We start from the raw sequence: 22,428 nt of genomic DNA on the forward strand, positions 1-22,428 counted from the left end.
TCTTTTCCTATATAACGCGTTATTCGTTATCATACCGTATGTCCCCTGCTTCTGCACGGTCTGTTTTCAGAAAAGAGCGTTGGTACCAGGTCCGGACGTCCTCAAATTGCTTATGTGTAAAATAACCTGCGTTCAAATGTCCTTTACCACGCAGATTGATTTCAAACTTCAGCAAGTCCTTTTGTTCGAGAAAACGGGAGACGTGCCCCGACAAAGCCTCGATTTTTAAACGCGGTGCATAAATCGTTTCCCGGTTGACGAGTTGGCGACGTAAGACGAACAACTCCTGTTCGAACCCGTAACACGTATTGCGGTACCCCGTCCGGGCAACAACGTAATAGAGCGGTAAAACCAGGTACAACAGCATGCCGATCCATTTAAGCGGGCTCGTCAAAAAATAGACGAGTCCGGCATTGACTGCTGAAAACAAGACAATATACCGGACGAGCCGCCAACGGATGACATAGAAGAATCCGCGGTCGGTCGCATGATGCATCGGTTTGACACGTTTGAAGCGCGGCAGAAACCGGTCGAGGAAGGCGTCGATTTCCGATTCCCGGATGAAGGGGTGGAACAACATCTGCTCTTCCTTCCCGTTCGCCGATATGACGTTGAGTGACAGGTGGGCACGCTTGAACCGTCGTTTGATCCAGTTTTCCTCGATCAATAAGGCTTGGACCTTATCCTGGTGAAAGATGACTTCCGTCCGGTTCACTAATCCGTAACGGATGGTCAGCCGTTCATCTTTAAGTGTCGCTTCGAACGAACCGTAACGAACGACGTAGACGACAATCGATCCGATGTAGGCGAGGAGCAAGACAAGCAATCCGATTCCAATCAGGAGGATGAGTGATAAATGCGCCAATTCATTAAAGACACGATCAACATACTTTTCGATATATTGATCAATCAGTTGATACCCTGCAAAGAAACCGACTAGCGCCAGTCCGAGACGACCGGACAAGGCGCCGGCAAAAAACAGGTCGGACAAGCTGACACGAAACGAGTCCGTCGTCTCTGTTTGTTCTATCTGTTCGTCCTCTTCTTTAATCGTCGACTTCAAGGAAGTAGCGAACGCGAGCCGGACACCTTTTAATTCGACTTCCGGTTCACCGCCTTCAGAAGACGTTTCGACGGACAGCGTCGCTAAACCGAGCAGACGCTCGAGCAGGTTTTGGTTGATGCCGACGGATTCAATCCGCCGCCGTTGTGTCGTCCGTTCACTTTTACGGAAGACGCCTTTGTTAACACGAATCGCTTGGTCATCAATCGTAAACGTATAAAAATACCAAGAAGTGATTCCAGAAATGAGAAGAACGAGACAAAAAACACTAAAGCCGATGATTGTATACCAACCGAATCCATCGTTCTTTAAATCATTGAACAATAAAAAAGCGAGCGGGATGACCGTCGACCGGAGATGCGTCAGCGTCGACATCAAGATGAATAACGGGTGGACGCGACGTGTCATAAGGATTCCTCCTCTTGCTCCTCGAGTTTCGCGAAGCGTTCGATATGGCGTCTTAATTCGAGTGTGCGTCGTTCCTCGAGACGCTGGATTTCCGCAAATCCGGATGCCGTATTGACTTTGATGTTCATCAAGCCGGCGCGACGTAACAAGGGACCGGTCGATGTATCGATAAACTGAACTTTGACGAGTGGTATGATTTCGATTTTACGGAAGATGACGCCTGACTTGACGCCTAAAAATTCTTCATCGACCTGATAACGGAAATAGTCGTAACGCAGACGCGGTATGTAATAAAACTTTAAGATGAATAACGCGGCCACGAGTCCTGTCACGATCCACATCCACCACGGAGATAAGTCGAGCCACACAATTTGGACGGTTGTCATGACGGCAATCAAAAGCGCATACAAACTAAACCGTATCGCCACATATTGCCGTTCGACTTTGACGGAGTCGAGTGATAACCGTTGCCAGCCACTTTCTAAGGTTGAAGATTGCATCTATTCCCACTTCCTTTCTCTTAAAACTACGGAGTCCATCGTCAATAAGTTTCACTCGGCTTAAATCGAACATTGACATTTGACCCGAAATCATCGCATATATAGAAGAGTAGAAATGTAATTCTAGGAGGTACCATGCTAACATTTGAAGAAAAATTAAACATCATTGAGTCGTTTCCACAACTCGTCCGAAAAGATGTTTCACTGAACCGTGTCAATTTCCACTTTCCTGAAAGTCAGTTTGAGAAAAAAATCGTCGTCTATCACCTTCATCCGAACGGGAACGGATTCGTCTATGCCGCCGGATTACCGGGCTACGAAGTCGATAACAAAGGACTCGTCAACATCCGTGAGTTTTCTGCTCCTGCCTTGATTCTTTTGCTTGAAGATGCAATCAAATCGTTATCGACGGTCGAGACGGTCGAAACGCTCGAAGAAACGTGGGTCAACGATAACCAGTTCGAACTCACACTTTTGAATGAAGACCTCGATACATGGCTCGTCTATGCAGGCGACCTGCTTGATGGTGCCTTCAATTCATACAAAGAAGCGGCAAACTATCTTGAAGAAGAAGGTTTCCGCCGTAAATAACGAACATGAACGGAACTGAATCATTCAGTTCCGTTCATTTTTATAACCAATTGATTTAACGTTTGTTTGACACGTTCTAAATCCTCCTCCGACACGCCGAGTGTCTCTTTTAAGGCGAGCGGAACTTGTTCCGCTTGCTCGCGCAACATATGCCCTTTGTCTGTCAACGTGATTTGAATATGTCGTTCATCTTTCTTATTGCGGACGCGTCGAATTAACTCTGATGCTTCGAGCTTTTTCAATAACGGGGTTAGCGTCCCCGAATCCAAATGCAACCGTTCACCGACGGCTTTCAAGGATTGTTGATCTTCTTCCCATAAAACGAGCATGACTAAATATTGCGGATACGTCAGTCCAAGTGGTTCGAGCAACGGACGATATCGTCTCGTGATTTCCCGCGAAATCGAATAAAAGGGAAAACAAAGTTGTTCATCTAACGATAATGGGTTTGACATGATAGTCCTCCTCGGGAGCAAAGTACTTGCTTTCTTTTTTAAATTGTATACAATCTAATTGTAAGCTACTTAATAACAAGGAATCAACGAAAGGGAGTTATTGATTATGAAACCAATGTTCACATCATCAGCTACAGCAGTCGGAGGACGCGACGGACGCGTCGTTTCAGAAGATGGCGTTTTAGACGTCGCTCTCGCAATGCCAGTCCCAGGATCTAAAAAATCAGCGACAAATCCGGAGCAATTGTTTGCCGCTGGATACTCTGCTTGCTTTGATTCTGCATTAAATCTTGTTGCACGTAAACAAGGCATCAAACATGATGGAAGCGAAGTAACGGCACACGTTACGTTGAACGAAGCAGCAGACGGATTCGCTTTATCTGTTGAACTTGATGTTCTCGTCCGTGGTGTATCGGAAGAACAAGCTGCCGAACTTGCAAAAATCGCACACACAGTTTGCCCTTACTCACGCGCGACAGCTGGAAACATCCAAGTCGATGTTTTCACACGTACGACTGACGCAGCATAAGCATAACATTGTCTGCCCTTTTCTAGTGATATCTACTAGAAAGGGGTATTTTTTTATTGTCAATGCGACGTATTTTGAGGTATCGTCGGTTTTTGTATCAAAAATTTAATAAGTAATTACGGTAAATGAAATAAATAGTCCGTTATTTTAGAAAACACACTTCTATTAACAGTGTGTTTTCTTCGTTTGTTCGCTTTACAGTTGGTTGACGGATAAAATGACCAACTCGCCGGAGACAATCATGTAATAGGCATCATCGAACCGGTGCCGAACATACCGCTCGGCGTCAAAAATCGTCACCATCGGCTCGGCATCTTCTCCGATCGTTTCATGTACATAAAAGCGATCACGCAAGACGCGTTCGAACGGATCCCGGTCTAAAAAACGGGCTCCCGTTCGTAAATTAATCACTTCATGGTGTTGCTCCGACCGGTCGTTGACGATAAAGATCGTCGATTCGACGTCATCATACGTAAAATCAAATGCTTCGTAATCACTCCAGCGGATCCGTCCAAGTTCCGTCACGTCCGTTTCGTCACGGATTTGATAAAACACTTCTTCGTTCAAACGGTCCGTATAGGCACTGAAAATCAAAAACCCGGCTTGTTCCCCGAGGTACTGCACCGTATCCCCTTCCCCGTCAAGGCGTAAGAGTGTCTTGAAGGACAGGACTTCTGTCCCTAGTTCGATTTCCGAAACGATCGTCTCAAGTGAAGCGATTAATAACCCTTCCGAGTGATCAATTGGATCTTCCGGAGAAATCAAGCCGCTTTCGAGGGCATCATAAAAGGAAAATTCGTCGAGGCGCGTGTTGCAGACGATATAATCGACGTCTTGGAGTGTGACGAGGAAAAAGTACAGTTCCCGGTAATTTTCCGTCATCCCGTACAGCCGTTGATCATGGATCAAGTGTTGCTGCTTCGTCTTCGTGTCATATAAAAAGGCAGACGTCACACGGTCGACGTGGAGCAGTACCATGTAGCGTTCATCGAGGACCCAGTACAGTGACAAATCACCCGGGACGTTAAACGTCGCGACCTGTTCCGTCTTCCCGGATAAGAGATCAATCGTCAATAACTCCGTCGCTCCCCCGTTCGCCCGGTCGTGTTCGTTCAAGCAATAGACTTTCTGGTGTTTGACGAACGGACGGGTCGGTCCGTGATCCGTCAAAACGTCTTGCGACAAATCAACTTGTTCTTGATCTTCGAGGTCAAACCGGCTGATATGGTACTGTTCGGCGTTGACTTTTCGTCTGAAGTAAATCGAAGATGGCGTGACATGAAGTATGTCCGAGTGATCCGCTGGTAACGCACGCGCGTCTAGTATTTCCATCTTGTGCACCCCTCCTAAGCATGTTCTACTGTTCTTTTCCCACGATTGGTCCCGCTTGAAACAAGGTCATTTCGTGCGTCTACGGAATACGAATGATACAATACAGCTAGATAATACCACGATGAGGAAGGTGATTCGCTTGCACGCACAAGACTTGAATACGATGATGCTCGAATACGTCAATGATAAGGAAGATTATGACGCATTCGCAGATAAACTAAAAATTCTATTATCCGAGCTGCTCGACGCGGCCGGAATCAAATACCATTCGATCGTCTCACGGACGAAAGATTCGGAAAGCCTCTACCAAAAAGTCTTACGGCAACCGAACAAATACCGATCGCTCAAGGACGTCCATGATTTGACGGGAATCCGGATCGTCACCTATTTCCACGACGACGTTCGGGAAGCTGCCCGTATCATTGAAAATGAATTCTCGATCGACCGTGATCAATCGGTCGATAAATCGACGTTGCTCGATACGACGGAGTTCGGCTACTTGTCTGTCCACTTTGTTGCCGCCCTGAGTGAACAACGCCTGGCCTTAAGTGAATACGGCCGTTTCAAGTCGCATACGGCAGAAATTCAAATCCGTTCGATTTTGCAACACGCCTGGGCAGAGATTGAACATGACTTAGGGTATAAAAATCCGAACAGCGTCCCGGCAGAAGTCCGGCGCAGTTTCAGCCGCGTCGCCGGACTGCTTGAGATTGCCGATCAAGAATTCGTCAACATCAAAAAGCAACTCAAACAATTCGAGGATGAGACCGTCCAACAGATTTTATCGGACCCGTATAAAGTCCGGATCACGTCCGATAACTTAAACTATTTCATTGACCACTCCCCTGTCATCAGCGAGCTCGACAAGCGACTCGTCACGTCACAAATGATGCTCGATTCCGACCAGCAACTGATTAATGAGTTGATCCGGATGTTCCATTACGTCGACATCCGCAATTACGGTGAACTGATCGATGCCGTCTCGAGTCATAGCACACTCGCCTTAAAATGCGCTCAAGTCATGCCGAATCCTTTTTTGCCGCGCCAAGGCATCGGTATCGCCTACATCTGCATGGCCGTGACGATTGCCGGGAACGACACACACCGGATCGATTACTTTTTCCGTCGTTTCTATCCGGAACTTCGGAACGTCACGGAAATCATTACAAAAGTTCAGCCGTCGCATGATGAGATGATTCAAGAGAAAAATATTGATTAAACTAAAATTTTTCACTATACTAAATGGCGGGTAACGAAACTATCGTATGGAAAGAGTGAAGCTAAACATGGCAACGACAATCGAAGTAGCACAACGCGATCAATTGATCGTCGATACAGAAAAAGGACTCCGCATGAACTACCGCGCCATCAAAAAAGATGTTCGCAGCATGTTCACGACCTATTTGACACGGAATGAATTCTTCATTTTGAAGTCGCTTTGCGGGCAAAGTCCACAAATCGCATCCGCCCTGTCGAATGAATTCCAGTTCTCTGCAAGTATGATTACTGCACTTGCTGACGAATTGACAAAAAAAGGCTTGATTTCACGCGAACGCAGTGAACTCGACCGTCGTGTCGTCGAGCTCCGGGCAACACCGGACGGGATTGAACTGTACGGGAAACTTGAAGCAATGAAGATGGAGTACCTGTCGGACGTTTTCTCCGCGTTTTCGGATGCAGAACTTGATACGTTCCGGACACTCTTGACGAAACTCGAGCAACAGGATTAACATTTCCCCCTCTAGCTGACTGAGCTGGAGGGTTTTTTGTACCAGCAACCGAATTGGAGGATGATGAGATGACGCATGCTACTTTAGAGCAGGTGACGGCGCTCCGTCAGTCGAAACAGTACGAGCAAGCAAAACAGATGATGCGTGAGCTGTTAGAAACCGATCGTACGAACCCTTACTACCATTTCCAGATGGCCTGGTGCTTCGATAACCTCGGCGAGGAGCAGGCTGCCGTTCCACATTATGAGTTTGCGATCGCAAACGGCCTCGACACACGGTTTTTGACGGACGCCTTCATCGGGCTCGGCAGTACATACCGGGCGCTCGGACAATACGCTGCTGCGCATGACACCTTTACGGAAGGCTTAGCACGTTTCCCCGACAGCACGGGATTGAAGACGTTTTTAGCCTTGACGCTGTTTAATCTCAAGCAGCATGAGGAAGCGATGCAACAGTTGCTTGACGTCATCACGACGATGACGCCGGACTCCGACGTCCATGCGTACAGACAAGCCCTCCGTTATTACCGCGACCATTTACATGACGTGTCCGAGACATAACCGTCTGCCCGCTTAACCGTTCAATGATTCCTTCTCTTCCTCTTTTAGCGCGAAAGGAGCTTGTTCATGAAACGACCAGCAGAGGCACAACCGTCAGTCCTGACGATCATTGCCTATAAGTATCCCGACCGCCCCCATTACGAGTGGACTGGCAACATGCTCGTAAAAACAGACGACTACGTGCTCGTCCATGGACAAGCAGGCAGAAGACTGGTCCATCACACACGGGGACAGACCTTTACCTACGCGACACAGTCGCTTGAGTATTATCCCCTGAATGCGCCGTTTACGGTCAATATCGACTTCGATGCACACCTCCTATCACTGCAACGTCTGCCTGCCCCCACGGCTCGACGGGGATACCCTTTCCTTCGTCGACCTCGACCTCGATTACGTCCGCAATCAAGCAGGTACCTGGCAGGTCGTCGACCGGGACGAGTTCCTCGTCAATCAACGGACGTTCGCCTATCCTGCCCGACTGATTGAACAAGCGGAAGCTGCCTTGACGGACTTGATTAAACGCGTGACCGAGGGACGGTTTCCGTTCGACGGGTTTCTTGCGCAACAGGTGACCAGACTGTCACAATCCGTCTCCCGTACCCCGTATGAAGAGAGTCATCAGATGAATCTAGACTAGAGCGTCAATCTTTTTAAACAATCCAAAAAGCCGCTGATGTAGATTGTTTGTCACATCCATCACTCGGCTTTTTGTTTGGTTTAACTACTGTTGTCCTCACTATCACTCCGCTCAGCCCGTATACCATACCGGAATCCGTCGCGAGAAGTTGTCGTGCGCCGCAAGAATACGCGTCAGGCGATTGGTCATCTCAGCGACTTCCTCCGTATGATTCCGAACCGTCCAGACGAGGGCTGAGAACAGGGCCATCGCCATATAGACACCGTAGACATCCCAAAACACATCCGGGACTGGGCCGTCAAAATAGCCTCTGAGCTGCCCCCGTGCGAACGGAATGCTCTGCTCGACAGTAAACAACCCGAGCTTGACGAAATCATGCCACGGGTCACCATAATCCGCTTGATCAAAATCAATCACACCTACAAGTGATCCGTCCCGGACGATCAGGTTGCCTGGATGAAAGTCATCATGTTGAAATCGGTTCGGACGATTGGCGAGTCGCGGTATCTGTTGCTCGACCCATGCATTGATTTGTTCCGCCTGTTCAAACTCCACTCCGCTGCTCCTGTAGCCGGTGACGTACCGCTCATGTTTTGCTTGGCACCGCTCTGCCCAAGGTGCGACCGAAGCAGGTGCAACATATCCGTGGAGCGCTGCCAGTACCCGTCCCGCCTCGATACCTAGCTTGTACGCTGTCGCCTCGTCTGCCGTCGCGAGCTCCGTCCTTGCATCGTTTCCCCTAAAATACGGTCTGATGCTGTAAGCTGAATGTGCTGAGAGCCGTCCCACCTCAACAAAAGGCACGACCGGCAGTCCGTCTGCACTCATCGTTTGGACGTTTTCCGCCAACTCCCGTTGCCAAGCGAACCGTGTTCCATCCATGAACTGTAACACGTACTCCCTTTGCCCGTTGATGACGTAGAATTTCGGGTAAGACGAATAACCAATCGTCAATGGCTCGATGCGTGTCGCACTCCTTAACCAGCCGATGTTTTGTTTGATCTCTTCCCGGTCCATCCTGTTTCCTCCCTTGCATGGCTAGTCCTGAGATTAGACAAAGTAAAAAGCAGGGAAGCCCGTGCCTCCCTGCTTTTTTAAGATGATGGCTGTCCTGGGATATACTCCGAGATGATCCCGAGTAACTCCGCGTAGGCCTGTTCAAAATCAATGTTTTCAATCATATAGTCATAGTGGTCCCGGTCTTTCCAAGCTTCCGAGTAATCGATGAGCCGTGCTTCGAACTCCGGTGTATCCCCGCGCATCAACAGACGTTCTTTCATCAGATCAGGTGGAACGGACACGAAAATCGTGATGACACGGTCTTCGAACAATTCCTTGAATGCTGCCGCACCTTTCGGATCGATGTCTTTGATGACGATTCCGTTCGTCGTCAGGACGTCCTCATACGCTTGTCGGGGTGTTCCGTACCACGCCCGGTGGACATGGGCGTACTCGATGAACCCCGTCTCTTGAATCAATTGTTGGAACGTTTTCACGTCGACGAAATGATAACTTTCCCCGTCTTGTTCGGTCGGGCGTTTCGGTCGTGTCGTCACGGAGGGAATGAACCGGACATGTTCATACTCGTGTCGTAATCGTTTGATTAAGGACGACTTCCCGCTGCCCGATCCACCAATCAATAGAATGATTTTACCTGACATCGTCATCCTCCTTTTGTTGTTGCCTAGTCATGAAATACCCCGAAACACGCAGCGCGAATTGTTCGAGTTCGCTATCGTCGACGACCCCGTAAATCGAACGGATGACGACGAGATACCGATCGTATTCAATGATGCGCGCGACATCATTTCGGGTCATCTGGACACGTTGTTCCGGATAGCTTGCGACGTAGTACCAGTCGACGGCAATACGTTCCGGTGTCGGTGTCGCATAAATCCACGTCTCGCTTTTCAGGTCATGTTCAATCGTACTCTTTAAAGAAAAACGTTGTACGGTCTCTAATTCGGTTTTTGCGTCTTGAAGTCCTGCTTGGAAGTCATCCGGTCGTGTCGCTGACTGTGCAACTTGTTTCGGTTGCGGTTGTGGTATTTTTTGAAAACCAATCTCGAGACCGATGCCAAGCGCAATCAGTGAAGCTATGATTGTCAACACATACCCCTTCCGCATGACGCTTCCTCCTTAGTCGATCGACAGGCGCGCTTTGAATCCTTTTGGATCATTGACGATGACGGCATCAATGCCGATTGCCTCCATCCATCTGACATCCTCTGCCGATTTCGGAGTATAGACACGGACGGAAATTCCTGCTGCGTGAGCCAGTGCGACGTCTTCTGCCGTCACGCGACGATAATCCGGATGAATGCCCTTCGCCCCGAGCTGCTTCGCTTGTTGCTCCGGGTGAAACAAGGGATACGGATAGAGCAGTGCTGTCTCGAGCGACGGATCAAGCTGACGAATCGTATCAATCGAGTAATGATTGAAGGAACTGAAGATTAATCGATCTGGTGCAAGCTGATGGGCACGGCACCGTTCGACGACGTAGGCCTCGAGACCTTCATAACGGATTGTATCCGTCTTCAGTTCGATGTTAAGGACGATTTGCGTTGGCGCCACGAGCTCTAAGACTTCGTCAAGTGTCGGAATCATCGCACGCTGCGGTCCCGTACCTTTAAAGCGCGCTCCCGCATTCAATTGTTTGAGTTCTGCAAGCGTAAGATCAACGACGCGCCCTGTTCCGTCCGTCGTCCGGTCGACGGTCTCGTCATGAATGACGATTCCGACGCCGTCTTTTGAGAAATGGACATCGAATTCGATGCCATCGACGTCCGATAAGGCTGCTTTGAACGCCTCAAGCGTATTTTCCGGAAACGCGTCACTTGCGCCGCGGTGGGCAAACCATTGCATCACAGCGTTTCGACGACGCGTGTATATTTCTTCGTCAAGTAATCAATCAACGGTTGGACCGTAATCGATTGTCCGGTCGCTGCTTCAATCAATTCGGCCGGCGTCTTCGCTTTTCCGTGTTGATGGATATTTTCCTTTAACCAATTTTTGATCGGTGTAAACGAACCGCTTGCAATCAGTTCGTCGATGTCTTTAACATCCCGACGCATCGCTTCGTTCAACTGGGCACTGTAGACGAGTCCGAGCGCATAGCTCGGGAAGTAACCGAACGAACCACCTGACCAGTGAACGTCTTGTAAGACACCTTGTGCGTTCGATGGGACATCGACTCCAAGGTATTCTTTGTAGAGGCGGTTCCATTCCTCTGGCAGTGCCTTGACTTCGAGTTCACCTGTGATGAGACGTTTTTCAAGTTCGTAGCGGATGATGATATGCATCGCGTATGTCAGTTCGTCCGCCTCGATCCGGATCAACGATGGTTTGACTTCATTAACGGCAGCATAAAATGTTTCGAATGGAACGTCCGTCAATGAAGGAATCGCAGCTTGCAACCCTGTATAACGTGCTTCGAGGAAACTACGGTTGCGTCCGATGAAGTTCTCAAAGAATAACGATTGTGATTCATGAATCCCCATCGACGCCCCTTCACCAAGACCAAGCGAGTCGAGTTCCGGATCGATACCCTGTTCGTACGTCGCGTGACCGGCTTCGTGCATCGTCCCGAAAACAGAGTTCCGGTAATCCGCTTCATCATATTTTGTCGTGACACGGGCATCTTTGCGGTTGATTGTCGTTTGGAACGGGTGGACCGTCTCGTCCAAGCGACCTGCTGTAAAATCATAACCGATATCATTCAGCCACTCGTGATTGAGCTTAATTTGTGTCTCCCGGTCTGCTGACCAATCGAGTTTCGGGAATGTTTTTCCATCAAGATCGGCGAGCAACGTGATGATTGCTTGACGGAGCTCCGCGAACAATGGATCGAGCTGAGCGACCGTCATTCCTGGCTCATAGTCATGGAGCAATGCATCGTATGGGTGATTTTCGTATCCCCAGTACTCGACGAATTTACGTTCTGTCGCGACGATTTTTTCTAAGAATGGTTCGAATATCGCCCAGTCATTCGCATCCTTCGCTTTTTCCCAAACACTTTCCGCTTCCGAAATCAATGTCACAAAGGCTTGATATTCCGCTTCCGGAATTTTTGAGTCCCGATCAAATGCCTGTTTCGCTTTCTCATACGAGATTGCATCGAGTCCCGTCAACGATTCTTGCCCCATCGCTTCTAACAGCGACTGATACTGTGTGCCTGTCCGGCGACGGAAACTTTCCGTCGATAAGAAACCGAGTGATTTCGAACGGTTCGCTGCCGATTGTTCCGGCATGTATGTCCGCATGTCCCAGTAGAGTAAAGCGACTGCTTCCTCATAGGCACCGAGTGCGTCAAAGTGGTCGCGCCATTGTTGTAATGTATTCATTCTAAAATCCCCCTTGAAGTATGTAGTGGTATACGTTTTTTAGCATATCACAAAATGTTCAAAACATTCATACAGGAATACCCTTTGAAACCTTTGTGGTCATTTGAACGTATAAATTGTATAATCAAGCTATCAAAGAAAGGATGGGGCATACGTGAAAACAGATCAAGAACTGGCGTCTGCTATCGACATCGGATTGGACGGACAAACGTATACGATTATTAATCAACCAAACGAATTAGAATGGATCGGCACAGGACGGAGTGCGTTCGTCTTTCGGATTCAAGGAACGGACCGCGTCATCAAAAAGTTTTTCCCGAGCCATCGTCATCTCGCTGCACTCGAAGGGTCGATTTATGAACAGTTGGCCCCCTTTCCGACGTACGCCAAACAATACGCCTACGGGACGGATTATCTCGTCATCGAATACATCGAAGGACAGACGTTGTTCGACTGTCTCCTCAGCGGGACAATGATTTCACGTGACGTCATCCGTGTTGTCGATTACGCCTTGGCGGAAGCACGATCGGTCGGCTTGAATCCGTCCGACATCCATTTGCGCAACATCATGCTGACGAACGACGGGACACGGATCATCGATGTCGCACGGTTCCGTCAGACAGCACCGTGTTCGCAGTGGGACGACTTAAAACGGGCATACGATTACTTTTATAGCAAATCGTATTTTCCGAAAAAGCTGCCCGAGTCCTTTTTGAATACGGTGGCGGATATTTATAAGCGACGGATGTTCGAGTCACACCGTAATACCGGGTGACGCAGATAGATGAAGCGGTAACGTATCTTATGAACGATGAGATACGGTAGCGTTTTTCCTGATTCACTTCATAACTCGACTACTGAAACAGGAAAATCCATCCGTTTTCGTTATACATTTTTTGGTATAATTAAGATAGATGAAAAGCAATTCATACCCTGTTTGAAAGTAGGTCGACAGATGAAAGAAATGATTCAAACGCACGATGATTTACTTGACATGCTTGACGATTTACTGCGTGAACCGACAGCATTCTGGAACGGCTTTTACGCCGACCGGGACAAACGGATTCCTTTTTTCGTCAATAAACCGGACGAAAATCTCGTCCGGTATTTTGAGCGCGGCCTCTTCGCGCCGGGTCACGTTTTGGAACTCGGTTGCGGTCCGGGACGCAACGCGCTGTATTTTGCAAGGCAGGGATGTACCGTGACCGCCGTCGATTTGTCGCGCGAGTCGCTTGACTGGGCACGCGAACGGGCGCAGGAGGAGCAGCTCGACGTCGACTTCATCGAACGGAACATCTTTGATTTCCCCCTTGTTAAAGAGGCGTATGACATCGTATACGATTCCGGTTGCTTCCATCATATCGCCCCACACCGCCGACGCGATTATCTTACGCTCGTCACCGATTCCTTAAAGGACGGCGGACATTTCGCCCTGACTTGTTTTATCGAAGGCGGTGAGCTCGGCGGATCCGACATCTCCGACTGGGAAGTGTACCGGACACGCAGCTTAAACGGTGGCTTAGGATTCACGGAAGAGAAGTTACGGTTGATTTTTGCTGACTTCGACGTGATTGAAATCAGACCGATGGTGAGCATGCCGGCATCCGCGACGACGTTCGGTCGTACTGGACTGTGGACGGCAGTATTTCAAAAAAAGCACGATAATGGACCTCTGCTATATAAAAAGAACGTAGCAACGTGAGTCCTGATGTGCACCTGACAAAAAACCATGGAGGACGACCTCCATGGTTTTTTGTCACTTTGCTTTTTTTCCGCTCACGCGTTTCGGTTTAGCGAATAAACCGAAATACAATCCGACCAATACGCTGACGATGATCCAGCCATCTGTTTTATCCATCTTGGCGCCTCCCGTCTTTCACTGAAGTGTTCCTAAATCATACACCAATGAATGATCATGTGCTTCATGAACACTTTTTTGTGCCTTTACTTACGATTGAAAATGATAATGGAACAATACGAGCACCGACAAGATCAGGGACCGATTTTGCTGTTCCTTGACTTGAAACGTTACGTCGGACCGCAAGTTCGCTTTACTCGTCGCAATCACCTCAGCCCCCCGCCGCACTTCTATTTTCGAAGATAACGTCGAGGACGTGACTTCGTACTCGACGTCTTGATAGGACAGGAGCATGACTTCTTTGAATGTACTCATCCGTTTCAGTGACGCGTCGGTCCGGACCGTTCCGACCACTTCACCATTTTCATAGACGAGCCACTTTTGATTCCGCGCTAGGAGGGAACTCCGTTGTTCGACGTAAGAAACAGTACGGTCCGAAAAACTGAAGTTCAGATTCAAGAACCACCCCCGCAGTTTTGCCGAGAGCTGAACGAATAAAAATTGCCATCCTTTTTGATAGCTCCGTCGATAGGACCCGATCTGCTGTGCACCTTCCAGCACGTATTTCGGTCGTCGTGTCGTCCGTTCGACGCAACGTGTCGTTAACGTGTTCGCACGTCCCCCGTACCGCATGTCGCGCCTGCTTTGCCAGTAATCGAGAAGCGCGCCACCAAGTGCTGCGAGCAGCAACAACGAAATCAAACCAAATTCCAGCCAACTGAACATGCCGGTTAAGAGGAAGCGGATGACCATCCCAATCGTGAATAATCCATAGAGGAACAACATTTCACCCATCGTCTTTCTTGCCTCCTTCCACTATTTCGGTTCCTTCATTTTTAGTGTACACTAGCACGTTTACGATAGTAAGGATTATCTAAATGAGTTAAAATATGTTAAACGATGGAGTTCGAGGAGGAGATGCAGCATGATTGAACAACGACAAATCGCACTCGTGACCGGTGCCAGTCACGAACGGGATATCGGGGCAGCGATCTGTCGGACGCTTGCCGCACGAGGCATCGAGATTTTTTTCACCGCCTGGCAAGCGGAAGCCGACTGGGTCTCATCATTTGAAGCGGAGTTAGCAACATTCGGTGGCCGGGCAAGAGGATTCCGGATTGACTTAGCCAATCCGGCGGCGGCGGCAACTGTCCATCAAACCGTCGTTGAGACGCTCGGCCAACCGTCGATTTTAATCAACAACGCCGCTCACTCGACGCAGACTGACTATTTGTCGCTCGACGCCGCAGCGCTCGACACTCATTATGCAGTCAATATTCGCTCGACGTTACTGTTATCGGTCGAGTTCGCCCGCCAGCTGCAAGCGTCACCGTTACTTTCAGGACGGATCATCAATATGACATCCGGCCAGGAACGCGGACCGATGCCGGGTGAACTTGCTTATGTCGCGACGAAAGGTGCGATTTCTGCTTTTACGCAGACGTTCGCGCAGGAAGTTGCACCGTTCGGCGTGACGGTCAACGCCGTCAACCCCGGTCCGACCGACTCGACTTGGATGACGGATGAGATCCGCTCCGCCCTGCTACCGAAATTTCCCTTTGGCCGCATCGGGGCACCAAACGACGTCGCCCGCCTGATTTCATTTCTCGTCAGTGACGAAGGTGCCTGGATCACCGGGCAAATTCTGCATTCGGAAGGTGGCTTCATCCGTCAATAATCGAGCCATTTCTCTTCAAGAGAACGAAAAAGGTCACGAGACAATCCGATTGTCCCGTGACCTTTTTACTTTATTTGCGTTTCATTCAAATCAGACGTCATCCTTGCAAAAATTGAGTCAAGGACGGAGCGACGACTTCTTCGCGTTCCAGTGTTTCATGACCGACGACCATCACTTCACTCGTTACGAGATCCACACATAACAGGTCCCCATCCATGTCTTCGTATCCGATGATGTACCATGATTTTAATCGATCCGCTTGATGGTGTTCGACTTCAATGATACTCCGAAAAATCGCTTGTGATTCCTCAAACAGATCAACCGGATGAACACATGCATAACGTGGCAATCCATCGACATCTGTCAATCGTATTTCTTCTTCCTCAACCGGTAACATCGCCATTACTTGTTCAATCGTCATCACTTCTTCTTCACATCCCTTTTAGGAGCACGTCGCTGTTTCATCTTCAGTTCGATGCTTCTTTATGTTAGTAAACAAAAACAGACTTCGGAAACTCCCGAAATCTGTTAGCGTCATTACGTATTTTTCTAGGGTAGCTTAGTCGTTTCGATTGGTCAACCCAAGGAACTGGGCTTTTTGATTAAACAGTTTCCGGTAGGACAGGTAGCCGACCATGACGGATGACACGGCAGCATTCGTCAAAATCAGGAACAGGATTAATAACTGGTACATGACAGCTTCCATCGGATCGGCCCCACCGATGATCAAACCGCTCATCATGCCGGGAAGCTGGACGAGTCCCATCGTTTTCTGGGCCTCGATCGTCGGAATCATACTCGTCCGGATAGCGCTTTTCAAACTTCGGTCAATCGCTGTTTTCGGAGTACCTCCGAGCGCTAAAATCAGCTCAATGACCTCATCGCCCCGCTCGACCTCATCCTTGAACTTATTCAGGAACAGGAGCGACAAAATCATACAGTTGCCGATCACCATCCCGCTGATCGGAATGACTTCCTGCGCTTCGAACGGAATGATTTGAAGACCGAGCATGATGCCCATCGTCAAGACTTCGACACTGACTAACGTCAGTAAAATAATGCCCGTAATCCCGGGAATTCCGTCACCTTTTTTGATGATGTTGAGCGTTGCCGCGACAATCATCAACAGAATCATCAACCCGATGTAAATTTTACTGTCACTTTCGAAAACGAACGTCAAGATATAACCGACAATCAGCAACTGGACGATCGACCGGACCGTCGCTATCAAAATGTCGTTGCCAAGTCCAAGCTTTAACGTATATGTCAGCACTAACGGAATCAAGATGAAGACTAAGGCGGAAGCGAGTTGCACGTAACTCATTGGTCGACCCCCTTGACGAACGCTTCGATGGCGGGATTATCCGAGCCCTCAATCAATTCAATCGTTCCCTGTTCAATCAATTGCCCGTCTTTTAAGAACCACATGTCATCACTGACACGGCGCGCCTGTTCGAGATCATGCGTAATCCAGATCACCGTCACGTTGAATTCCCGTTGAACCTTTTGGACGAGCGCCTCGATTTCCTTGACCATCCGGTAATCGAGACTGGCCGTGATCTCGTCGAGCAGCAGGATATCCGGTCGGTTGACGAGTGTCCGCGCGATCGCGATGCGGCTTTTTTCGCCACCCGACAGTTCCTTGACGTTTTGTGTCAACGGGACCTCTTTCAAGTCGACCCGCTCCAACAGACGCTTGGCCTCTTCCTGTTCCAATGTCTGATTGAAGATCGCTTTCGGAAGATTCAAATTGTCGTACACAGTCCCCGCAATCATCGGGGCACTTTGAAAGGCCATGCCAATCTTTTTTCGAAGCTCCATCATATCGATGTCTTTTAAATCGGTCCCCTTAAAATAAATCGTCCCGGCGTCCGGGGAAAGTAATCCGTTGATTTGTTTCAGACACGTCGTTTTCCCGGCACCGCTCGGTCCGACGAGCGTCGTGATTTTTCCTTCCCGAAACGTCCCGGAGATCCCTTTGAGTATCGATTTGTACTGGACATCCTTAAATTCAATGACTGCCACACCACTCCACCTCACCTTTTTGGTCGTTTTTTCTAGTGTAGCAGGGACGGTTGCCGCGCGGACAGCGAGAAGGTTCGACAGATGCCCAAGGCTTACACCATACAGATGAACGAATCGCGGATATCACGTCAGACGATAGACCCAAATTTCTTCGCCGTTCGTTTCATCGATCCGTTTGATATCAGTAAAGCCCGCTTGCACGTAAAAAAATTTTGCATACGTATTTTCTGTGTGTAAGCTCAACACGATTTCATCGACTTCGAAATGGTCTTCGATGAAACCGATTGCTCGTTTTAAAAACTGCGTTCCTAGCCCTTGTCCTTGATACTGCTGACCGATCATGAACCGGTCAAGCCAGATGTACTTGTCCGTCCGGTTTTCCGCACCAATCATCATGAACCCGACCGGCTGCCTGTTTTCGCATAAGGCATAACAACGCCAGTCGTGGTCGTGATCGTTCATCGCTTCCTGAAGCGACTGCGCGTTCGTTTCGATATATGCGCGCTGCGCGGCTGCGACTTTTAATCCGAGAACCGCGGCCAGATTCGCGTCATTAATGTCTTCGATCGTCATGAAAGGATTCATTGGCCATTCACCTCCTCTGCGTTCTTGTGATCTCTACAGTTTGCTCAAGACACGAACAAATCCCGCATCGCTTCAACAGACTAAGCGCGATACGGGTTATAGCGTACATGGATCAATGAAACAAGCGATTTTACCGTCCTTCACGAATGACACGTGTTTTCGCAAACTCATCTTCCGGTAAAACGGAGGCATCCTCCAGATAACGCTGACGGTCCTTAAAGAATTTCCCTGCTGTGAATACTTCACGGTAAGCAATCCGTTTAAGGATTTGTGTCGTTTTCAACGGTTGGTCGTCTTGACTGACGACACGGAGTCCCATGACACGACTGCCGACCGTTCGGCCATCCGTCAAGCGTAATTGAACCGTTTCCATGACGACATCGACGACGGACTGGGTGACGATGCCACGGATGACGGGACGTTTGACCCGTTTGAGAACTGTTTCTTCAAGGACATTTACAATGACAGCGTTCACCATCAAGTTAACGACAGCCGCTCCGATTCTTCGTTTTGTGAGAGATTCCATTTAAATCATCCTTTCTCGATTTGAATTAAAAAAATGCCACTTCTCTTTCTGAAGAAAGAAGTGGCGTCATGCAAAACGATGAAACGTCCTGTCTGCCCAGCCATGCGGTGATTTCAGAGGCAACGAACATCCCCTCTCTTTTCCCGTTTTCTCATGGATTTAATCGAACGGTGACCGTTGATGTTTGAACAGTAATCTGTCTGAGTGTTGAAGCGTCAGCGTTGTCCTTTGATCGTTGAACATTCAGCTTTGACCGGACGGTCGCAAGGACCATCTTGGATGCTAATCGGTCAACCGATTAGAAGATGTCCGTTATCGCACGGACGACGCGTGTTCGGTTATGAAATCATCAGACAAACAGGATGGTAGGTTTAGATTAATATTTTCGTAAGTGTATTACTTTCAGATAGACTGAAATCGACTTCGGCATCAAATGCGTCGATTGACTCGTCTAACTGTTGAATGACTTGCCGAAGACCGGATGGGTCAATCAATTTCGGTTCTAATCGTTGGATGAACAGACGACGCGTTTTTTCAATTTCTTCCGCGTCCCCTTTTTCACGCGCACCGTATGTCGCTTCGATATGATTTTCTGCACGCCGCTCGATCTCGATACGTTCCTGTTCAATCGTCTGCTCCACTTCATGCAGTTGTGTTTTGAGCGTTTGTAACAATTGGCGATCATAGTCAAGACCCGTATCGCGACGATCAATCGCTTCCGCGACCGTCATCTCGGTCCCGGCGATTCGGACACGCGTCACGGCATTCGATGCGGTAATCGCTGCTTTGATTTGATTTCGACGCTCAATCAATGTGCGAATCGACTGGAGATTTGCCGCCGCTTCCGTCGCGAACTGTTCGACGTTCGGAAAACCGACAGGCGGTTTGTCTCCCGTATGCAATCCGATAAAGTGACCAAGCTGACCTTTTTTAATCCGTTTATCTAACATTTTTAATTCCACTAATCCACGATGGATCGACATCTCAATCTGCTCGATGTTCGCCACTTCCTTTTTAGATACTCGTGAGCTCCGCTCTACCTTTTCAGCATAGCAGAAAACACTTTAAAAATCGGGCAATCGATGTTTCTTTCAACCTTACAAAATTGTCATATACTGATTTACCTTCATGTTATAATTCCATTATCAGGATATTCATGTTAAGAAAACGGAGGAACTGAACGCATGCCACACAGACTGCAATTGACGGCCCCCCGGACGCTCCAGTGGGTCGAGCACCCCTTAGCGCCCTTGCAAGCAGATGAACTACTCATCCAGACATTACATTGAGCAATCAGCATCGGCGCTGAATTGCCGCAAGTCATGGCGACTGACCGGTCAGAGCTCGCCCCGACCTATCCGAAAGAGACCGGATATGAAAGTTACGGGGAAGTGCTGGCGATCGGAGAGGATGTCTCAAATATCCGTGTCGGCGACCGTGTCGTCGCTTTTTACGGTCATCAGGACATCGCCATCGTCCGCGCAGCAAAAGCCATTCCCGTCCCGCGCGACCTGCCGCCGCAACTCGCCTTGTTGACGATCTTATCGTGTGACGCCGCAAAAGGCGTCCATAAACTTAATCCCCGTCCGTCGGATGCCGTCGCCGTGACCGGGCTCGGGACGATCGGATTATTGACCGTCTTTTACTTACGTCACTACTTCGGTCTCTCGCGCATTGACGCCGTCGACCCGGACGAGACACGCCACCAACTCGCAAAACAGCTCGGGGCAACCCGGACGGTTACGTCCGGAAACGACCTCGAGCTGAATACCTATGCCGCTGCCCTCGAATGTTCGGGACGGCAAACCGCGTTTGCGCATCTTCAGGAGGCACTCGCTCCAAACGGTCAGCTCTGTATTCTCTCTGACGGCAATTACGACGTCTTGTCGCTCTGCCCGAGCTTCTATGCAAAAGAGTTACGGATCGTCGGATCGAGTGACGGGCTCGATTACCGCGCCCATGCGGACTGGTTTTTGCCGGTCGCCCGAAAGACACCTGCCTTACTCAAGCTGTTTGAACAGTCGGTCGATTGGTCGGACTTGATTCCATGTTTCGAGGATTTACAGGCAGGTGCAAAACCGTTAAAAGTGTTTGTCAGCTACGACCGGTGACTGTGTTTGTCTGACAGACACGCCGTTCGGATCGACGGCTTCCCTGTCTTCCCCCGTAAAGACGAATTGCTGTAAGACGGTATGATCACCAGGCACCGTCGTCACTTCATCGATTGCATGGCCGAACAACCGCTTCAACTCCTGTTCGAAGCCGACTTGCTTCGTTGAGAGCTCAAGCCGTTTCAGATGAGGACCGTCCGATAAAATCGCATCGTGATGCGTCTGCAGTTCAATCCGACAGGCGTACGGGGTCTGGATGAATGTCCGCCGTTCGTTCGCTTGGACTGTCCAGTCCATCTGTTGTGCACGTTCGAGAAGCAGCGTCCGTTGTTCGGGTGTCACGAGAAAACCGAGATGGTCGAAGCGGACGGCTTTCCCGTGACCGAACGTGACGTTGATGGCGCCGCGTTTCATCTCGATGATTCGAAAGCGGATCCCGTCGTCCCGGAAGTCATCCCATGTCAACGGCGGATCAAACGCGGTAAACGCGCCGTCGGTCTTTCCGATCCGCTGTGTGACCGCAAAGCCTAATTTTTCATAAAACTGCTCCGTCGCCTCAACGTTCGGCGTCCAAAGATGATAATGAAACAATATCGGCGTTACTCCCCTTCGCGATCAGTTCAGGGAACGTCATCACGTCGACGTCCTGACTGTCGTCTAAAAATTGTTTTAATAGCGGCAAATGGGCGGCACCGTAGAGGACGATAATCCGTTCCCCCGGCTCCGCCAAATCAAGAATCTGGTTCGCGATTAACAGATTGCGGTAGTACCAGTACTGGATGACCCACCTCGCCCCGACGTGCGTCGCCGGATCTAGCCGGGCGAGTTGCCGGTATGTCCGGTGACTTGCTTCGACCGCCTGCTTGTCATTTAGTTGTTCAAGGAACGAGAGGTAGGTCTGCTCGAGCAATGTCGCTTCGAGTGACTCGGATTTTTGTTGTTCGGCACGCATCAAGCGGTCAAACGCGACCGGGTCGAGCTGTTCGAGTTCCGCAAGATTCGGGACACCTTCCACCGTCTGATTCCAGTCCACCGCCTGCAGACCGGCCAGACCTGCCGAGCGCGCTACTCGAAACCCGAGTTGATGGCGTTCATTCGCCGTCAGCGTAAAGCTTTGCTTGAGGTAAGCGGCATAGTCGGCATTCAGTGCACCCGCCTGCTCAGGCAAAGTCTCTAGCGCGACTTCTGTCGGACGAAATGTTTGCAGGACCTCGGCGACCTGTTGAATCTCCCGCTGCCGTTCGTCTGAAAATACATCAAAGATGCGCGGACGAAACAAGTCCCCGTTGTCAGGACGGTCCAGATGAACGGTCCCGACGAGTAATACGGTTGCGCGTTGTGCCATCGATACCTCTCCCTTCTACTATTTCCATTTTACTGTAAACAGGAGGCTAATCCTAGTCCGTTTCGTTAAAATAGACCTCTCGCTGATTGTCAGAGGCGACTCGACCTGACTTCCCTCCAAGTAGAAGGAGAAGACGAACTGCGATGCAGAAT

General features: G+C 49.4%; 28 protein-coding genes. 10 read left to right on the forward strand and 18 right to left on the reverse strand.

Annotated features, from left to right (window positions below; all coding sequences use genetic code 11):
* Positions 1-19: 19 nt before the first annotated feature.
* Together KNP88_RS00380 and KNP88_RS00385 are read right to left on the reverse strand one after the other, a co-directional pair.
* A complete protein-coding gene (locus tag KNP88_RS00380) occupies positions 20-1,471 on the reverse strand; it encodes a PH domain-containing protein (RefSeq protein WP_214891852.1) in 1,452 nt (483 codons plus the stop codon).
* Complete coding sequence (locus tag KNP88_RS00385) at positions 1,468-1,971, reverse strand: PH domain-containing protein (RefSeq protein ID WP_088837195.1); 504 nt, start codon at positions 1,969-1,971, stop codon at positions 1,468-1,470. The genes KNP88_RS00380 and KNP88_RS00385 overlap by 4 nt, the downstream gene beginning before the upstream one ends.
* Before the next feature lie 135 nt (positions 1,972-2,106).
* On the opposite strand from KNP88_RS00385, the gene KNP88_RS00390 reads away from it, so the two are divergent.
* Positions 2,107-2,562, forward strand: coding sequence for a hypothetical protein (locus KNP88_RS00390; RefSeq protein ID WP_029330281.1), 456 nt, complete (start codon positions 2,107-2,109; stop codon positions 2,560-2,562).
* A gap of 20 nt (positions 2,563-2,582) precedes the next feature.
* Here KNP88_RS00390 and KNP88_RS00395 read toward each other — a convergent pair whose 3' ends face one another.
* On the reverse strand, positions 2,583-3,020 hold the full coding sequence (locus tag KNP88_RS00395) for a MarR family winged helix-turn-helix transcriptional regulator (protein ID WP_353048600.1): 438 nt from the start codon (positions 3,018-3,020) through the stop codon (positions 2,583-2,585).
* A 103-nt stretch (positions 3,021-3,123) separates the two neighbouring features.
* On the opposite strand from KNP88_RS00395, the gene KNP88_RS00400 reads away from it, so the two are divergent.
* Entirely contained in the window at positions 3,124-3,546 is a 423-nt protein-coding gene (locus KNP88_RS00400; protein WP_029330285.1) for an organic hydroperoxide resistance protein, read from the forward strand.
* A gap of 195 nt (positions 3,547-3,741) precedes the next feature.
* Here KNP88_RS00400 and KNP88_RS00405 read toward each other — a convergent pair whose 3' ends face one another.
* Entirely contained in the window at positions 3,742-4,878 is a 1,137-nt protein-coding gene (locus KNP88_RS00405; RefSeq protein WP_214891854.1) for a Six-bladed beta-propeller, TolB-like protein, read from the reverse strand.
* A 130-nt stretch (positions 4,879-5,008) separates the two neighbouring features.
* Here KNP88_RS00405 and KNP88_RS00410 point away from each other — a divergent pair, with 130 nt between their 5' ends.
* From KNP88_RS00410 to KNP88_RS00425, 4 genes are all read left to right on the forward strand, one after another.
* Positions 5,009-6,097 (forward strand): GTP pyrophosphokinase, encoded by a 1,089-nt coding sequence (locus KNP88_RS00410; RefSeq protein ID WP_235195154.1) that lies wholly within the window; start codon positions 5,009-5,011, stop codon positions 6,095-6,097.
* A 67-nt stretch (positions 6,098-6,164) separates the two neighbouring features.
* A complete protein-coding gene (locus KNP88_RS00415; protein WP_088837198.1) occupies positions 6,165-6,608 on the forward strand; it encodes a MarR family winged helix-turn-helix transcriptional regulator in 444 nt (147 codons plus the stop codon).
* Positions 6,609-6,676: 68 nt separating this feature from the next.
* Entirely contained in the window at positions 6,677-7,168 is a 492-nt protein-coding gene (locus KNP88_RS00420; RefSeq protein ID WP_214891856.1) for a tetratricopeptide repeat protein, read from the forward strand.
* Positions 7,169-7,445: 277 nt separating this feature from the next.
* Positions 7,446-7,805 (forward strand): ribonuclease FAU-1 family protein, encoded by a 360-nt coding sequence (locus KNP88_RS00425; RefSeq protein ID WP_214891858.1) that lies wholly within the window; start codon positions 7,446-7,448, stop codon positions 7,803-7,805.
* A gap of 111 nt (positions 7,806-7,916) precedes the next feature.
* On the opposite strand, the gene KNP88_RS00430 is transcribed toward KNP88_RS00425, so the two are convergent.
* From KNP88_RS00430 to KNP88_RS00450, 5 genes are all read right to left on the reverse strand, one after another.
* Positions 7,917-8,822, reverse strand: a complete 906-nt coding sequence (locus KNP88_RS00430; RefSeq protein WP_214891860.1) for an aminoglycoside phosphotransferase family protein — start codon at positions 8,820-8,822, stop codon at positions 7,917-7,919.
* Between the two features lie 77 nt (positions 8,823-8,899).
* Positions 8,900-9,466, reverse strand: coding sequence for a guanylate kinase (locus KNP88_RS00435; protein WP_088837202.1), 567 nt, complete (start codon positions 9,464-9,466; stop codon positions 8,900-8,902).
* Positions 9,456-9,932 (reverse strand): hypothetical protein, encoded by a 477-nt coding sequence (locus KNP88_RS00440; protein WP_088837203.1) that lies wholly within the window; start codon positions 9,930-9,932, stop codon positions 9,456-9,458. The genes KNP88_RS00435 and KNP88_RS00440 overlap by 11 nt, the downstream gene beginning before the upstream one ends.
* 12 nt (positions 9,933-9,944) lie before the next feature.
* Positions 9,945-10,670, reverse strand: coding sequence for a glycerophosphodiester phosphodiesterase (locus tag KNP88_RS00445; protein ID WP_251137092.1), 726 nt, complete (start codon positions 10,668-10,670; stop codon positions 9,945-9,947).
* Positions 10,670-12,148: a carboxypeptidase M32 gene (locus KNP88_RS00450; RefSeq protein WP_214891864.1), complete on the reverse strand. Its 1,479-nt coding sequence runs from the start codon at positions 12,146-12,148 to the stop codon at positions 10,670-10,672. The genes KNP88_RS00445 and KNP88_RS00450 overlap by 1 nt, the downstream gene beginning before the upstream one ends.
* Positions 12,149-12,302: 154 nt before the next feature.
* Here KNP88_RS00450 and KNP88_RS00455 point away from each other — a divergent pair, with 154 nt between their 5' ends.
* Complete coding sequence (locus KNP88_RS00455) at positions 12,303-12,923, forward strand: serine/threonine protein kinase (RefSeq protein ID WP_214891866.1); 621 nt, start codon at positions 12,303-12,305, stop codon at positions 12,921-12,923.
* Between the two features lie 180 nt (positions 12,924-13,103).
* The gene (locus KNP88_RS00460) at positions 13,104-13,850 is read left to right on the forward strand and encodes an SAM-dependent methyltransferase (protein WP_214891868.1); all 747 of its coding nucleotides are present in this window, start codon (positions 13,104-13,106) and stop codon (positions 13,848-13,850) included.
* Positions 13,851-14,096: 246 nt separating this feature from the next.
* On the opposite strand, the gene KNP88_RS00465 is transcribed toward KNP88_RS00460, so the two are convergent.
* Entirely contained in the window at positions 14,097-14,801 is a 705-nt protein-coding gene (locus tag KNP88_RS00465) for a tubby C-terminal domain-like protein (protein WP_214891870.1), read from the reverse strand.
* Between the two features lie 130 nt (positions 14,802-14,931).
* Here KNP88_RS00465 and KNP88_RS00470 point away from each other — a divergent pair, with 130 nt between their 5' ends.
* Positions 14,932-15,684: an SDR family oxidoreductase gene (locus KNP88_RS00470; protein ID WP_214891872.1), complete on the forward strand. Its 753-nt coding sequence runs from the start codon at positions 14,932-14,934 to the stop codon at positions 15,682-15,684.
* A 97-nt stretch (positions 15,685-15,781) separates the two neighbouring features.
* Here the strand turns inward: KNP88_RS00470 and KNP88_RS00475 are convergent, their stop codons facing one another.
* The 6 genes from KNP88_RS00475 to KNP88_RS00500 form a co-directional block, all read right to left on the reverse strand.
* A complete protein-coding gene (locus KNP88_RS00475) occupies positions 15,782-16,108 on the reverse strand; it encodes an SMI1/KNR4 family protein (protein WP_157898485.1) in 327 nt (108 codons plus the stop codon).
* Between the two features lie 135 nt (positions 16,109-16,243).
* A complete protein-coding gene (locus KNP88_RS00480; protein ID WP_214891874.1) occupies positions 16,244-17,008 on the reverse strand; it encodes an ABC transporter permease in 765 nt (254 codons plus the stop codon).
* Positions 17,005-17,709: an ABC transporter ATP-binding protein gene (locus tag KNP88_RS00485; protein WP_214811938.1), complete on the reverse strand. Its 705-nt coding sequence runs from the start codon at positions 17,707-17,709 to the stop codon at positions 17,005-17,007. Before KNP88_RS00485 ends, KNP88_RS00480 begins: the two co-directional genes overlap by 4 nt.
* A 123-nt stretch (positions 17,710-17,832) precedes the next feature.
* Positions 17,833-18,294, reverse strand: a complete 462-nt coding sequence (locus tag KNP88_RS00490) for a GNAT family N-acetyltransferase (RefSeq protein ID WP_214891875.1) — start codon at positions 18,292-18,294, stop codon at positions 17,833-17,835.
* Between the two features lie 130 nt (positions 18,295-18,424).
* Positions 18,425-18,820, reverse strand: a complete 396-nt coding sequence (locus KNP88_RS00495) for an RDD family protein (protein WP_088837214.1) — start codon at positions 18,818-18,820, stop codon at positions 18,425-18,427.
* A 371-nt stretch (positions 18,821-19,191) separates the two neighbouring features.
* Positions 19,192-19,827: a hypothetical protein gene (locus KNP88_RS00500; RefSeq protein ID WP_353048764.1), complete on the reverse strand. Its 636-nt coding sequence runs from the start codon at positions 19,825-19,827 to the stop codon at positions 19,192-19,194.
* 303 nt (positions 19,828-20,130) lie between these two features.
* On the opposite strand from KNP88_RS00500, the gene KNP88_RS00505 reads away from it, so the two are divergent.
* Positions 20,131-20,931 carry a zinc-dependent alcohol dehydrogenase gene (locus KNP88_RS00505; protein WP_251137093.1) on the forward strand — a complete coding sequence of 267 codons (801 nt, stop codon included), beginning with the start codon at positions 20,131-20,133 and terminating at the stop codon, positions 20,929-20,931.
* On the opposite strand, the gene KNP88_RS00510 is transcribed toward KNP88_RS00505, so the two are convergent.
* On the reverse strand, positions 20,902-21,522 hold the full coding sequence (locus tag KNP88_RS00510) for a VOC family protein (protein WP_251137094.1): 621 nt from the start codon (positions 21,520-21,522) through the stop codon (positions 20,902-20,904). The genes KNP88_RS00505 and KNP88_RS00510 overlap by 30 nt on opposite strands.
* Positions 21,488-22,276 carry a DUF5694 domain-containing protein gene (locus tag KNP88_RS00515; protein WP_214891878.1) on the reverse strand — a complete coding sequence of 263 codons (789 nt, stop codon included), beginning with the start codon at positions 22,274-22,276 and terminating at the stop codon, positions 21,488-21,490. The genes KNP88_RS00510 and KNP88_RS00515 overlap by 35 nt, the downstream gene beginning before the upstream one ends.
* Positions 22,277-22,428 lie beyond the last annotated feature (152 nt).

The organism is Exiguobacterium sp. H66 (assembly GCF_018618705.1).
Lineage (GTDB): Bacteria > Bacillota > Bacilli > Exiguobacteriales > Exiguobacteriaceae > Exiguobacterium_A > Exiguobacterium_A oxidotolerans.

Bases quoted from the DNA above. Each gene is read 5' to 3' on its own strand.
- KNP88_RS00380 (WP_214891852.1), bottom strand. From the start codon at position 1,471: ATGACACGTCGCGTCCACCCGTTATTCATCTTGATGTCGACGCTGACG.
- KNP88_RS00385 (WP_088837195.1), bottom strand. From the start codon at position 1,971: ATGCAATCTTCAACCTTAGAAAGTGGCTGGCAACGGTTATCACTCGAC.
- KNP88_RS00390 (WP_029330281.1), top strand. From the start codon at position 2,107: ATGCTAACATTTGAAGAAAAATTAAACATCATTGAGTCGTTTCCACAA.
- KNP88_RS00400 (WP_029330285.1), top strand. From the start codon at position 3,124: ATGAAACCAATGTTCACATCATCAGCTACAGCAGTCGGAGGACGCGAC.
- KNP88_RS00405 (WP_214891854.1), bottom strand. From the start codon at position 4,878: ATGGAAATACTAGACGCGCGTGCGTTACCAGCGGATCACTCGGACATA.
- KNP88_RS00415 (WP_088837198.1), top strand. From the start codon at position 6,165: ATGGCAACGACAATCGAAGTAGCACAACGCGATCAATTGATCGTCGAT.
- KNP88_RS00420 (WP_214891856.1), top strand. From the start codon at position 6,677: ATGACGCATGCTACTTTAGAGCAGGTGACGGCGCTCCGTCAGTCGAAA.
- KNP88_RS00425 (WP_214891858.1), top strand. From the start codon at position 7,446: ATGCGCCGTTTACGGTCAATATCGACTTCGATGCACACCTCCTATCAC.
- KNP88_RS00430 (WP_214891860.1), bottom strand. From the start codon at position 8,822: ATGGACCGGGAAGAGATCAAACAAAACATCGGCTGGTTAAGGAGTGCG.
- KNP88_RS00435 (WP_088837202.1), bottom strand. From the start codon at position 9,466: ATGTCAGGTAAAATCATTCTATTGATTGGTGGATCGGGCAGCGGGAAG.
- KNP88_RS00440 (WP_088837203.1), bottom strand. From the start codon at position 9,932: ATGCGGAAGGGGTATGTGTTGACAATCATAGCTTCACTGATTGCGCTT.
- KNP88_RS00445 (WP_251137092.1), bottom strand. From the start codon at position 10,670: ATGCAATGGTTTGCCCACCGCGGCGCAAGTGACGCGTTTCCGGAAAAT.
- KNP88_RS00450 (WP_214891864.1), bottom strand. From the start codon at position 12,148: ATGAATACATTACAACAATGGCGCGACCACTTTGACGCACTCGGTGCC.
- KNP88_RS00460 (WP_214891868.1), top strand. From the start codon at position 13,104: ATGAAAGAAATGATTCAAACGCACGATGATTTACTTGACATGCTTGAC.
- KNP88_RS00465 (WP_214891870.1), bottom strand. From the start codon at position 14,801: ATGGGTGAAATGTTGTTCCTCTATGGATTATTCACGATTGGGATGGTC.
- KNP88_RS00470 (WP_214891872.1), top strand. From the start codon at position 14,932: ATGATTGAACAACGACAAATCGCACTCGTGACCGGTGCCAGTCACGAA.
- KNP88_RS00480 (WP_214891874.1), bottom strand. From the start codon at position 17,008: ATGAGTTACGTGCAACTCGCTTCCGCCTTAGTCTTCATCTTGATTCCG.
- KNP88_RS00490 (WP_214891875.1), bottom strand. From the start codon at position 18,294: ATGAATCCTTTCATGACGATCGAAGACATTAATGACGCGAATCTGGCC.
- KNP88_RS00495 (WP_088837214.1), bottom strand. From the start codon at position 18,820: ATGGAATCTCTCACAAAACGAAGAATCGGAGCGGCTGTCGTTAACTTG.
- KNP88_RS00515 (WP_214891878.1), bottom strand. From the start codon at position 22,276: ATGGCACAACGCGCAACCGTATTACTCGTCGGGACCGTTCATCTGGAC.